Source organism: Trichocoleus sp. ST-U1 (assembly GCF_039961835.1).
Classification (GTDB): Bacteria; Cyanobacteriota; Cyanobacteriia; order Cyanobacteriales; family FACHB-T130; genus FACHB-T130.
Window position 1 is genome coordinate 45,471 of record NZ_JAMPJZ010000004.1, and the last position, 13,231, is coordinate 58,701.

A 13,231-nucleotide genomic window follows, 5' to 3' on the forward strand; every position below is an offset into this window, starting at 1 on the left:
CTGACTGGTTTATCGCGATTGAGGCAGATAGCGGTGAGTATTTTCTGGATGTAGACCACAAGGTTGCCAAACAAAAGGCGCTTGAGAAATACCCGGATGGGTTAATTTCTACTTTACAACTGCTTAAATAAGTTCGTGCCGGTAAGAAATCCTTTGGGGAAAGGGTAAATAAAATTTTACCTTTTCCCCATTTGTTTTTTTCTTAAAAGGTTGATTGGCTTGATTTTGGACGTGTTGTAGCGATTCTTATGCTTAAATTAGCGATTAGCTAAATGAATAATGCTGGTATTCTATGCAATGATTCAAAACTTTAAAAAACAATTTTTTTGAAAAATGTATTGCAAACAACTACTAGCTATGCCTTGAAAAGGTATTATTAAATAATGAAAATATATCTTAAAAAGATACTACTATTCAGTTCTTACTTATCAATTTCAGTTGACCAAAAAAAATCAATAAAGTCCATAATATTCAGAAAAAAACTTTTTTGAATGGGTGAATTTCTAACCCACCCATTCAAACCGAAAAGTTCATTGATAAGAGCTATTGAGCCTTTAATTTCCGTTCTTTCAGTTTCAGTAAGATATCGGCATGAACCTCACGAGTCAGAGGATAAAAGTATGCCAGAATTAATCCACAAATTAGGGCAATTGTTGGTAGAGGTCCGATGGCGATGCGAATCGCTAAAAGTGCAGAATCCGGTTGAATCGGGGCTAAGTTCTCTGGGGTAGACCGAATGTATTGATTCCACTCCAGGCTTTTCAAGACTAACGCCACGGCAACAGCTAAACTGACTTTTTGCAAGAACACCATGAAGCTGTAAAAAATCCCTTCCCGCCGCTGTCCGGTTTTTAGTTCATCTAATTCAATCACATCTGGCAGCATCGACCACGGGATCAAATAAGCTGTAGAAACGCCAAAACCTGCCATCAATCCTAACACGTACATGAAAGCAATTTGACCGGGCTGTAAGAAAAACAATCCCGCCTGGGCTATAATCCACACGCTCATCCCCATAAAATAGACGGCTTTTTTACCGTATCGCTGGCTAAGCTTACTCCAGATAAAGAGCATCAACAATGCTGTTCCCTGCACCGCTAGAATGACTTGGGCAACGACTGCATCGCTTAAGCGCATCCAACTGAGAACAAAATAAGGAATGATAGCTGCTGTGACCTGGACAGCTAACCAGGAACACAGATAAATTCCAACAACATATAAAAAGGGGCGATTGCTCAAAACAATCCGTACTTGTTCCAAAATTGGGAGGGAGACAGGTTGCTCAAAGGTGGGATTTTGTGCCGCCCTTGCCAAAATGCGATCGCGTGTCCCCCAAATACACCAATAAATCGGTAAGACCGACAAGATTGCACAAACCACGCCCATCACCAAATATTGCTGGATGCGGTCACTAGGAATCAAAGCGGCGATGATTCCGAACACAATCACAGATACGATACTTCCCCCAATCGAGAAAGCAAACCGATAGCTGTTGAGATTAGTGCGTTCGTTGTAGTCCTGAGTCAGTTCTGGAGTTAGGGCAGTGTAGGGTAAATTAACAGCGGTGTAAAACGAATTAAACAAAATCGAAATGACAATGTAATACCAGAACAATCCCCATTGATTTGCAGAGTCATTGGCGCTAAATCGAGGAACTAGCCACTGCAAAAAGAACGTGATTCCAAACGGAATCGCCCCATATAACATCCAGGGAAGCCGACGCCCCCAGCGTGGCGAGTTTGTTCTGTCGCTAAGCACCCCGACAACCGGATCGTTCACCGCATCCCAAACCTTGCCAATCAGGAGAATCCAAGTCGCTAGTCCAGCGGCGATTCCAGCAACATCGGTCAGAAAATAGGCGGTATAAAACACCCCAATATTTGCGGTGATTGCAGCACCTACATCACCGGCACCATAAGCCAGTTTCGTACTTAACTTTAGCTTTTCGCTGTCGGGTGTCGCGGGGGAATGCTCAGAAGAGGAATCACTCATGGCAGTTGGCTGATGGCAGGGGGATTGAAAATTTCAAAAAAGTATTGCATCTGTCTCCCAAGAGCGGGAATTTTATAGCATTTGTTCTATAGCATTTGTACTGTTCTCTAAACCTGTTCAATTGTGCCTGTTATGCCAGAGCTTTACGTGTCATGGTCAGAGTACCACCAAAAAATCGAACAGTTGGCGGCAATCATATATCAATCCGGCTGGGAGTTTAACCAGATTGTCTGCCTTGCCAGGGGCGGTCTACGGGTGGGTGATATTTTATCGCGAATTTACCACAAACCGTTGGCAATTTTAGCTGCCACTTCTTACGGCGGCACAGGCGATCGCTTTCGAGGTTCTCTCGCCTTTGCCCGCGACCTCACGATGACTTCCCCTCATCTGGGTAGCCGCATTCTCCTGGTGGATGACTTAGTGGATTCTGGCATCACCCTCCGGGAAGCCATTCCTTGGCTGAAACATCATTATGCGGCTGATGTCGAGCAGATTCGATCCGCCGTCATCTGGTACAAAGCTTGCTCTGTCATCGCGCCTGACTATTATGTGGACTATCTCCCGGAAAACCCCTGGATTCATCAACCCTTTGAAAAATACGAACAGGTCGATCCGTCAGAGTTGGCCCAACGCTATGCTGCTGTTTCAGCCACCAAATAACACCAACCAAACCGGCAGAGTCAATAGGAGTCCTATCGTCCCGACAACCAGTGCCGTCACGGTTAAATCTCGGTCGAGATTGTAGGTTTCTGCCAAGATGAGGGTGGCAAACGCTGGAGGCATTGCCATCTGTAAAACAATGACCAGATGGGGAGGGCCACTCACACCCAGCAGCCCAACCCCAACGCCCAGTACCAGCGGAACGAGCAGCATTTTAATCCCCAAGCTCACAGATGCCGAAGGGAGGCTACCCCAGGAGGAAAGCTGGCTGAGGCGCATACCGATTAGCACCAAAGCCAGCGCCACTCCACTCCAAGCAATAATTTGCAGCAATTGTTCGGCGGGTTCGGGCAGTGGGAAGTTGCGAAAACCCAGTCCAAAGCCAAAACTCCACAGCGCAGGATTAATCAGCACTGCCTGTAGGGACGGGAAGACGCCCTTCTCTGCCCCAACCCCAAAACGAGCCGCCAAGACAACGCCCAAGCCGTAGGCTCCCAGCGTGGTGCCCATCAGGTCATAAAATAGCGCCCACCCAAAGTACTGCTGCCCGACGAGAGCGAGGGTAACGGGATAACCTAAGTAGCCGGTGTTCCCGACCATTGAGGCTAATAGAAAACTTCCTTGAGTGGATTTACTCCAAGCTTTTTTAGGGAATTGCGAGGCTTGTCTTCCCATCCAAAACCAGGCTAATCCGGCTCCCACGAAAATCGCCACCCAAGCGGCGACGGGTGCAATCCAAATTGGCCCAGATAAGTCAGCGTGACGCAGAAACGCCACAATGCCAAGCGGGACTCCAATCCAAAAGAGAAACTTCCCTAAATAGGTGGGAACTACTTTGGGCAGTTGGCGACCCAAAACCCATCCCAGCAAAATGCCACCACCTAGCCGGAAATAGAGTTCCAGCAGTTGAATTCCTATATTAGGCATCGTCTCATGGGTTGTCAGCAGAAGGTTTAGACTGACACCTGTACGATATGTCAGCCTCTATTCATGTTAAGCATCAGGGTTGATGACGAGGCATCTGGGAATACACGGCGGCTGTTGAGATTCGCTCAGTCTAAAATACTTGTAAAGTTAGGTGTTGAGTCTCAGTGCCGTTGTTGGATATCTAAGAATTGATAACTAACCACAAAAACAACAGGAGTGGCTCTTTTGGAAAACGCGGGTATGCCTGAAAAACCACCCAAGTCGGCACTGCCGATAGACGATATTCCGGAGGCGTTGCGGGATACGCCGCACCTCAGCCGACACCACCGAAAGTGGCATCCGATTCTCCTGTTAGCGGGTTCGTTGGGATTGGGAGCGATCGCGCTGATTATCGGTATCTTAGTCCCCCGTCCTGTATCCGAATCGGATGCATCAACGCCTGTCCAAAATCAGATTCCAGGCATTCAAACGCCTTCCGCTACACCAGAAGTTAATACTCTCTTTGGACACTTTCCCTACCAAGAAGCACCACAGTCCGAACTAGAGGCGATTACAGCGGATGGTCGCTTGAAAATGCGTAAAACTGCCGCCAGACAATATATAGCGATGGTAGCAGCGGCGCGAGCTTCCGGCGTTATCATTGTGCCAATTTCAGGATTTCGCTCGATTACCGAGCAGCAGCATTTATATTTTGACACCAAGGCGCAGCGCGGACAGTCAGCCGCCGAACGGGCAAAAGTGAGTGCGCCTCCTGGTCACAGCGAACATCATACTGGGTACGCGATAGACGTGGGTGATGGAAGAGTCCCCGCAACGAATCTCAGTCCTAACTTTGAGAAGACTGCGGCTTTTAAGTGGCTTCAGAAGAACGCCCCTTACTATAGCTTTGAGATATCGTTTCCCCGCAACAATCCCCAAGGCGTTAGTTATGAACCGTGGCACTGGCGCTATGTGGGCGATCGCGATAGTCTGGAAACATTTTATAAAGCCAAACGATTCGGAGGTGGGGCGCAGCCATCGGGCGATCGCTCTGTTGTGTCGCCGACCAATCCCAACCCCAATACTTCACCCTAGCCAGTAATTAAAAATTAAAAATGCAAAATTTAAAGCACCAGTTTTAATTTTTAATTCATCTACCTTAGACTTCAATATCATGCAACAAACTGCCCTAAATCTAATTGCCATTGGCGTCTTTGCAATGACGCTTTCTAGCTTGTTGGGGCCAATGTTGAACATATCACCGACAATCCCCGCGATCGCAACGATTAGCATTCTGGGACTGGCAACCCTAGATACCTTCAGCTTCCAAGGCAAAGGGAGCACAATCCTTTTGGAGTTGTTTGCAGGTGCTGACTCCAAATACCGCGATCGCGTATTGCGGCATGAAGCCGGTCATTTCCTCGTCGCCTACTTACTTGAAATTCCCATCACCGGCTACACGCTTAGCGCCTGGGAAACCGTTAGACAAGGAAATCCTGGGCAAGGTGGAGTAATATTTGATACCCAAAAATTGCAGCAAGAAATGACAAGCCCTTGGGAGATGCAAGTCATCCTGGATCGATTCTGCACCGTCTGGATGGCAGGCATCGCCGCCGAGATTTTGGCATACGGTAGCGCCGAGGGAGGCGCAGAAGACCGGCAAAAAATTAGAGAGGCGCTGACACAGTTAGGACGGCAGGAAAGCGGCGCTCAACAGAAAGAGCGTGCCAGTGCGCTGCAAGCACGTACCCTGATTGAGGAAAACTATCCCGCCTACGAAGCCCTGGTAGCGACGATGGAAGAACGTGCTTCAGTTGAGGAGTGCTATCAGGTGCTTCAGCAACATACTGTTAGAAGTTAGTCGTTCCTAATTAGTAGTCATTAATCAATTACCAATTTATAGAATTAATGGGAAGTTTTTGGCTCTGTATCCTAGACTTCACCTACTTTTTTTGATATACTAACTTTGATAAGGAAGAAATAAGCTTTAATAAAAGTTTTATGCGAATTTCTATTATTTAAGTATACTCTTTTCAGCCCAAATAAGTAGTAATTTCCAATACACTTCTCGTTGTTTTTAACAGGTAAAAATTGAGGGGGAGAATTTCTACCTTTTCCGCAATTCGCAATTATTCACTAACAACTCGATTGCGACCATCAGATTTGGCTTGCAGAAGGTTTTGGTCAGCACGTTGTAGCAAGTTTACTCCTTTAATATCGTCCGTCGCATTCAGGGTGCCTGTCCCCAAACTGATCGTAATTGTGAGTGACAGAGTGGGATTAATTCTGAAGGGTTGTTCGCAGATCAGGCGACACAGACGGTGGGCTACCACTGGAGCCTCTTGAACATCTGTGTGGCTGAGAATTACAACAAATTCCTCACCTCCGTAGCGGAAGAGAGTGTCTTGAAATCGCAGGTTGTGTTGCAGACGAGCGGAGAGTAGTTGCAGGACGCGATCGCCGATCAGATGCCCGTAGGTGTCATTAATAGACTTGAAATAGTCTACATCCAACATTACTAAACTCAGCGGAATTGAGCGACTCCGAGCATTTTGAATCTGTCGGGGCAATTCCCATTCCAAGGCGCGACGATTATTCAGTTCCGTCAGCGGGTCAGATAGCGCCATTGTTGACAATAAATCATTGGTTCGCATCAATTGACGATAGTTTTGCACCTTGCGTAATCCCATCTGAATTTGCGCTGCCAGTAAGCGGTCCTGCAACCCGATCTCCTCTTGTGCAAGGGCAGCACTCCTTCTTCTGACTGGGGCAATTTGCAAGTAAGCATCTGCTCCTTTTTCCAAAGCTTCTGCCATGAGTGCCCACTTCCGGTGTCGATCGGAAAGTGTTTGTTCGCGGGCAAGTTCCGGTCGGTCTTCTATCAAGATGCAGTAAATCCCCGCTAATTGGTTGTGTTGTTTGAGCTGATAACAGAATTCCAAACTGCCCTCCAGACTTGCCTGCAAAATTAAGATATAGGGCAGTTTCTTTTCCAGCAGCGGGATGACTTCATCTAGCTGGGAGGCAGCTTCAACTGCGCCACCTACTAAAGCAGCGATTCGCGTCAAAAATGTTGCCAGAAATGCATCAGTTCCAACAACTAGAACAAAAGCATCCATTAGCGTAGGTATTCCGGAAGAATCAAGGCTCTTTCCCTGTTGACGAAACGTGAGAATTTCTACCACTAGAGTTTTTATGGAGCAACGAAGGAGACGAATGGATAGATGACCCTAGACTGGATGAGCGTGTAGATTGTGGGGCGAAGAAGCGATCGCTCTAGCGGATGCCGCTATACGAGGCTTCTGGCTGCTATGCCATTGAACCGGGTAGCACTACCAAACTCTAACCCGATCGTTGGCACCGACACACTCTGTTACATTCTCAGTTTGCTACAAGTATTAGAGATGGGTATTCCGTTGGCGGTAGAGAATTTTACAAAATCTTCATAAAACTGCCACACTACCCAAATGCTTGAACAACCTGCGAGCAGATTCTTCTTTATGCTGGCAGATAATCGGTATATGTTACCACTCTTGAGAAAGGAAGCGTAAAGCGAGCGATCGCATCCCCATTTGTCAAGAACAGAGCGATTCTCCTTTGGAGACGCTACGCGATCGCGCCTTTTTGCAGCCGATTCATCTGTGATTTCTTGATTCACTACGAAGTCAGTAACCAGACAAAAGCCAGTTAGATTATTACCTAACTGGCTCAAAATTAACCCTAGTAATGCAGAGTATGGTTATTGATAACCTTCAATCGTATGACCTGCCGCCACGATTGCTTGTTTGATTGTTTCTTCCGAAGCTTGAGCTTCCACTGTCACCGTCTTGGCTTTTACATCTACGTCCACCTTGGCGTCGGGTTCCATCGTATGGATCGTGTCGGTAATCGTTTCTGCACAGCCATTACAGGCAATAGTGGGAACTTTTAGTTGAAGTGCCATAAATTCAATTCAAGTCAATTAAGTTTGCAAGTGTGCGATTCGAGAAGGCTTTATTTTACCGTTGACACAGTGTCGGATAAATCAGCCTGCTGAGCGATAATGCAGATTCGGCATTCTGGCGCGATCGCGTTAGTCTAGCGCTGACTTGTCAATTCGCATCCTCGATAAAAATTCCCCTAAAAACATTTTTGGGCTTAGTCGAGTGCGACTAAGCCCGTTAGATCGAAAGGATTGGTTTTCTCAAAAAATGAACTTCAACAACTAGGGTGGACAAGTTTGGCAGCTTCACCTTTACCTTTAGTGTTCCAGCATAGTCCAGTCTTCCCAGACTTTGGTTTGGCTTTGCACCAGCTTGGCTTTTTGCCCCTCCAGTGCTTTTTACCACTACAGTCTATGCTTGGTTGGTTCTTGCTGCACTTGGGTAACAGACCGGGGACACCGCGTCTATGTTTCCCATTCCGTTTTTCATCTGCCTCCTTGTTTTTCTAACTTCCTGGTGTCCACTATTAAATTAGCATCCCATTTTCGGGCAAAATCCCCTATTTAACTAAACTTGACAAGTCTTTAAATATGGCAAATAAGCGTTAGTAAAGAGAAACAATTCCCCTGCCTTGCACTGCCTGAACGAGAAGGGCTACAACAAGGCATAAACAAATGTAAAAATAGATAAAGTTGACCGATACCAAGCCCTTGTAAATTCCCATGTCTTCTTCCTCCCAGTTCCTTAGCGGTAGCGAAATTCGGCAAAAATTCCTCGACTTCTATGCCCAGCGAGGACATCAAATTTTGCCGAGTGCTTCCTTAGTGCCAGAAGATCCCACCGTACTGCTAACGATCGCCGGGATGCTGCCTTTTAAGCCGATATTTTTAGGACAGCGATCGCCTGAATTTCCCCGCGCCACCACTTCGCAAAAGTGCATCCGCACCAATGATATTGAGAATGTAGGACGGACTGCCCGACACCACACCTTTTTTGAGATGCTGGGTAATTTCAGTTTTGGGGATTATTTCAAAGAACAAGCGATCGCGTGGGGTTGGGAACTGTCAACACAAGTTTTTGGTTTACCCCCAGAACGCCTTGTCGTCAGTGTCTTCCGGGAAGATGAGGAAGCTTATACGATTTGGCGAGATAAAATTGGCGTTCCCGAAGCCAGAATCCAACGCATGGGAGAAGCGGATAACTTCTGGGTATCTGGTCCCACTGGTCCTTGCGGTCCTTGTTCGGAAATTTACTATGATTTCCACCCAGAACGCGGTGATGACAAGATTGATTTAGAAGATGATACCCGGTTCATCGAGTTCTACAACCTGGTGTTCATGCAATATAACCGGGATGCAGAAGGCAACCTAACGCCGCTGCAAAATAAGAACATCGACACGGGGATGGGACTAGAACGGATGGCGCAAATCCTCCAGCAGGTTCCCAACAATTACGAAACTGACCTGATTTTCCCGATCGTCAAAACTGCATCTGAAATCGCCGGAATTGATTACGCCAGCAGCGACGAAAAGACGAAAGTTTCCCTGAAGGTAATTGGGGATCACGTCCGTTCCGTCGTCCACATGATTGCCGATGAAATTCGCGCATCGAATATTGGGCGGGGGTATGTGCTGCGGCGCTTGATTCGGCGCGTGGTGCGTCACGGACGACTGATTGGCATTCAAGGGGAATTTACGCCGCAAGTAGCGGAAACTGCAATCGCGCTTTCCGAGTCCGCTTATCCGATTGTCCGTGTGCGAGAAGCACAAATCAAAGCGGAACTGCAACGAGAAGAATCTCGCTTCCTCAAGACACTGGAACGAGGCGAGAAACTGTTGTCAGAAATGATTCAGCGGGTGAAGCAGGAAGGTAAAACTCAGATTGACGGGCGAGACGCCTTTACTCTCTATGACACCTACGGCTTCCCTGTAGAACTCACTCAGGAAGTTGCAGAGGAAGAAGGACTAACGGTAGACGAGTCAGGCTTCAATGCGGCAATGGAGGAACAGCAAACGCGATCGCAATCCGCCCACGAAACCATCGATCTCACCGTCCAAGGTTCCCTAGATAAGCTAGCCGAACACATTCATAGCACCGAGTTTCTGGGTTATACCCAACCTTCCAGCCAATCGCAAGTAGAAGTGATTCTTGTAGAAGGCAAATCTGTCGAAGCGGCGGAAGCGGGAACACAAGTGCAGATTGTCCTGAATAAGACGCCATTCTACGCAGAATCGGGCGGACAAATTGGCGATCGCGGTTATATCTCCGGCGATTCCGTTTTGGTACGAGTTGAAGACGTTAAGAAAGAATCCGATTTCTTCGTCCATTTCGGTCGCATTGAACGCGGTACGCTGCGGGTAGAAGATGCTGTAACTGCCCAAATTGACTTGTCTTGTCGCCGTCGCGTGCAAGCGCATCATACCGCAACGCACCTGCTGCAAGCGGCATTGAGGAAATTTGTCGATGAATCGATTACTCAGGCGGGTTCTTTGGTCGCCTTCGATCGGCTGCGATTTGATTTCAACTGTCCTCGTCCCGTGACATCCGAACAAGTACAACAAATCGAAGAGCAAATCAATACTTGGATCGCGGAAGCGCATCCCGCCGAAACCGAAATCCTGCCAATCGCGGAAGCCAAAGCGAAAGGCGCGATCGCGATGTTTGGCGAAAAATACGGCGATGAAGTGCGGGTACTGGATGTCCCTGGCGTTTCGATGGAATTGTGCGGCGGAACTCACGTTCACAATACTGCTGAAATTGGGCTATTTAAGATAGTCTCCGAGGCGGGTGTCGCCTCTGGGGTGCGGCGGATCGAAGCAGTGGCAGGGCCAGCGGTTCTGGAATACTTGAATGTCCGGGAGAAAGTGGTTAAGGATTTGAGCGATCGCTTTAAAGTCAAACCCGAAGAACTCCCCGACAGAATTACTAACATCCAGAACGAATTAAAGGCATCTCAAAAGCAGCTAGAAGCATTAAAGGCAGAACTCGCCTTCGCGAAATCTGACCAATTACTCAGCACTGCTGAAACAGTGGGCGATTTCAAAATTTTAGTTGCCGAATTGGGCGATGTTGACGCCGAATCCCTAAAAAATGCGGCTGAAAGATTACTGCAAAAATTGGGGAATGGTGCCGTATTCTTGGCATCAATTCCCGAAGCAGATAAAGTAAGTTTGGTTGCACATTTTAGCCCGGAAGTCAACAAAAAAGGGTTGCAAGCTGGGAAATTCATTGGCGCGATCGCTAAAATCTGCGGCGGCGGCGGCGGCGGACGCCCCAACCTGGCGCAAGCTGGCGGACGCGATCCCAGCAAGCTGAAAGAAGCCTTAGAAAGCGCTAGAACTCAGTTAAAGTCGGGTTTGGGCGAATAGAAGGAAGCGATCGCGTCTTTAATTGAAAGGGATGCGATCGCTTCCTAGTATTTTATTTTTGAAACTATTCCGAATAGTCTCTAATTTATGACTGAAACAACACAACCATCTGCATTTCAACAATCAATTGCAGTAGTTAAAGCTTTATCTTTAGAAGACCAAGAAATGCTTCTAAATATTCTTCATGAACGCCTAATTTAACGTCGCCATGAATTAGTAGAAGAAATTGCAGAAGTACGGGATGAATACAAGCAGGGAATTGTAAGATTCAGTTTAGTATCAGAATTCTTGGCGGAGTTAGATGATTGAGAAATATCGGTTAGACTTCAAAATCTATTCGTGCTTTCAGGAGATTTTGAAATCTTAACTTTGCATATATGTAGCCTTCGGCGGCGGACGACCCAATCTATTACTAGATGGCAATCGCGATCGCAGCAAGCTAAACAAAGCCCTCTAAACAGCACGCACCCAGTTGCAATCAGCCTTGGGCGAGTCTTAAACGCACTCTTAATCTTTAATACTTAAATACTTGCTCAGATTTTGGGTACTTTAGGTGTAGCGTGTCAGTACCTGCATCGCTGACCGCTCATTCAGGGGCATGAAACTACGCGAGAAAACACTGCTGACGATTGGCGTTACCGTCGTAAGTTTGATAGGGGTTTTGTATGTCACCTCGTCAACCATCCTGCTGAAGGGCTTCGCCAAATTGTACGAACGGGAGGCTTACCGGAACGTTCAACGAGTTCAGGACGCCTTCTCTAACTACCTGAGTGAGTTCAGCGTTCTAAACGACCAATGGGCGATGTGGGATGACACCTATAACTTCATCAAGGATGGCAACCGCCGCTATATCGATCGCAATCTGAATGATATTTCCTTGCGATCGCTCAGATCCGACTTAATCCTATTTATCAATTCCTCTGGTCAGCTGGTTTTTAGTCAAAGCTTCAACCTGAAGCAGCGCAAAGCAATCCCCACTCCGAAGGGAATCCAGGCATACTTAGCAGCTAACACAAGCCTGCTAAAGAACTCTGAACGACTTGACCACTATGTTGGCATCGTTCTGTTGCCCCAAGGGCCAATGGCGATCGCAGCCAGACCAATTCTCACTAGCGAGGGTAAAGGGCCTAGTCGGGGAACGCTGATCTTAGGACGTTACCTGAATGCTGAAAAAATCAAGGCTTTGAGCGAGTTGACCCATTTACCTATCACTGCGTACTTGGCAAACGATCCGCAACTACCTGACGACTTCAAATCGGTGCTTCCGGCTTTGTCAAAAATGTCCGATAGTTCTTCTTCGATTTTGGTGCGATCGCTCAGCAATAGCGGGATGGTGGGATATACCCTACTGCGGGACATTGACGGCAAACCCGTAATGCTGGTGCGAGTTGATATGCCCAAAGAATTTTATCAACAAAGCCAACTTCTTCTGACTTATCTGGTAGTGTCGCTGGGTATATCTACTTTGGTCGTGGGGATCGCGTTTACCGGGGCAACTTTATTTCTGTTAGAAAAATTGCTTCTGTCTCGGCTAGCTTATCTCAGTACGGAGGTTCGGAGCATTGGTACTAAAGGCGATCTGTCAATGCGCGTCTTAATTGCTGGCAGAGATGAATTGTCGATCTTGGCTCGTACCATTAACTGGATGTTAGAAGCTTTAGAGTCATCTTTACAAGAACTAAAAGCAGAGCAAAAGAAGGCGGAGAGACTGCTACACAACATTTTGCCCCAGGCGATCGCTGACCGTTTACAAAAAGAACAACATACTATCATTGCTGATAACTTTGCCGAAGTCACAGTTCTATTTGCAGATATCGTTGGTTTTACCCAGATGGCTGCTCATACATCCCCTGTAGAACTGGTCAACTTGCTCAATCAAATATTCTCAGCTTTTGACCAACTCGCAGAACAACATGGGTTAGAAAAAATTAAGACAATTGGGGATGCCTATATGGTAGTTGGTGGTTTACCTATCCTTCGCACAGATCATGCAGAAGCCATTGCCGAAATGGCACTAGATATGCAAAAGGCAATTGAACGCTTCAATGCAGTGAATGGCGAAGAGTTCAATATCCGGATTGGCATTAATACTGGTCCGGTTGTTGCTGGAGTCATTGGTTTGAAAAAGTTTATCTATGATTTATGGGGAGATACAGTTAATACCGCCAGTCGCATGGAATCCCACGGAGTCACAGGTTCTATTCAAGTTACCGCCGCCACTTACCAGCTTTTACAGGACAAATATCAATGGAAAGAGCGGGGTGCAATTCAGGTGAAAGGAAAGGGAGAAATGATGACTTATCTACTCATCGGCAGAAAAACAGAAAAACTGCTAGTGTGAGCTAGAAGTTTATAGATATCGCTGTTTAGAAAGGCAAAACT

General features: G+C 47.0%; 9 protein-coding genes. 5 read left to right on the forward strand and 4 right to left on the reverse strand.

Features of this window, described 5'->3' with window-relative positions:
• Window positions 1-543: 543 nt before the first annotated feature.
• Window positions 544-1,992 carry an MFS transporter gene (locus NDA06_RS02995; RefSeq protein WP_190984947.1) on the reverse strand — a complete coding sequence of 483 codons (1,449 nt, stop codon included), beginning with the start codon at window positions 1,990-1,992 and terminating at the stop codon, window positions 544-546.
• Between the two features lie 132 nt (window positions 1,993-2,124).
• Between NDA06_RS02995 and NDA06_RS03000 the strand changes: the two genes are divergently transcribed.
• Window positions 2,125-2,652 carry a phosphoribosyltransferase gene (locus NDA06_RS03000; RefSeq protein WP_190427180.1) on the forward strand — a complete coding sequence of 176 codons (528 nt, stop codon included), beginning with the start codon at window positions 2,125-2,127 and terminating at the stop codon, window positions 2,650-2,652.
• Here NDA06_RS03000 and NDA06_RS03005 read toward each other — a convergent pair.
• On the reverse strand, window positions 2,638-3,579 hold the full coding sequence (locus NDA06_RS03005; protein ID WP_190984946.1) for an AEC family transporter: 942 nt from the start codon (window positions 3,577-3,579) through the stop codon (window positions 2,638-2,640). The two genes, NDA06_RS03000 and NDA06_RS03005, sit on opposite strands and share 15 nt — an antisense overlap.
• Before the next feature lie 240 nt (window positions 3,580-3,819).
• Here NDA06_RS03005 and NDA06_RS03010 point away from each other — a divergent pair, with 240 nt between their 5' ends.
• Together NDA06_RS03010 and NDA06_RS03015 are read left to right on the forward strand one after the other, a co-directional pair.
• A complete protein-coding gene (locus tag NDA06_RS03010) occupies window positions 3,820-4,653 on the forward strand; it encodes a M15 family metallopeptidase (RefSeq protein WP_190984945.1) in 834 nt (277 codons plus the stop codon).
• Window positions 4,654-4,732: 79 nt separating this feature from the next.
• A complete protein-coding gene (locus NDA06_RS03015; RefSeq protein ID WP_190984944.1) occupies window positions 4,733-5,419 on the forward strand; it encodes an ATP-dependent Zn protease in 687 nt (228 codons plus the stop codon).
• Window positions 5,420-5,687: 268 nt separating this feature from the next.
• On the opposite strand, the gene NDA06_RS03020 is transcribed toward NDA06_RS03015, so the two are convergent.
• Together NDA06_RS03020 and NDA06_RS03025 are read right to left on the reverse strand one after the other, a co-directional pair.
• The gene (locus NDA06_RS03020) at window positions 5,688-6,677 is read right to left on the reverse strand and encodes a diguanylate cyclase (protein WP_190984943.1); all 990 of its coding nucleotides are present in this window, start codon (window positions 6,675-6,677) and stop codon (window positions 5,688-5,690) included.
• A gap of 620 nt (window positions 6,678-7,297) precedes the next feature.
• On the reverse strand, window positions 7,298-7,501 hold the full coding sequence (locus tag NDA06_RS03025; protein WP_190411340.1) for a heavy-metal-associated domain-containing protein: 204 nt from the start codon (window positions 7,499-7,501) through the stop codon (window positions 7,298-7,300).
• Window positions 7,502-8,203: 702 nt separating this feature from the next.
• On the opposite strand from NDA06_RS03025, the gene alaS reads away from it, so the two are divergent.
• Entirely contained in the window at window positions 8,204-10,849 is a 2,646-nt protein-coding gene (gene alaS / locus NDA06_RS03030; protein WP_190984942.1) for an alanine--tRNA ligase, read from the forward strand.
• 598 nt (window positions 10,850-11,447) lie between these two features.
• The gene (locus NDA06_RS03035; protein WP_190984941.1) at window positions 11,448-13,190 is read left to right on the forward strand and encodes an adenylate/guanylate cyclase domain-containing protein; all 1,743 of its coding nucleotides are present in this window, start codon (window positions 11,448-11,450) and stop codon (window positions 13,188-13,190) included.
• Window positions 13,191-13,231: the final 41 nt, after the last annotated feature.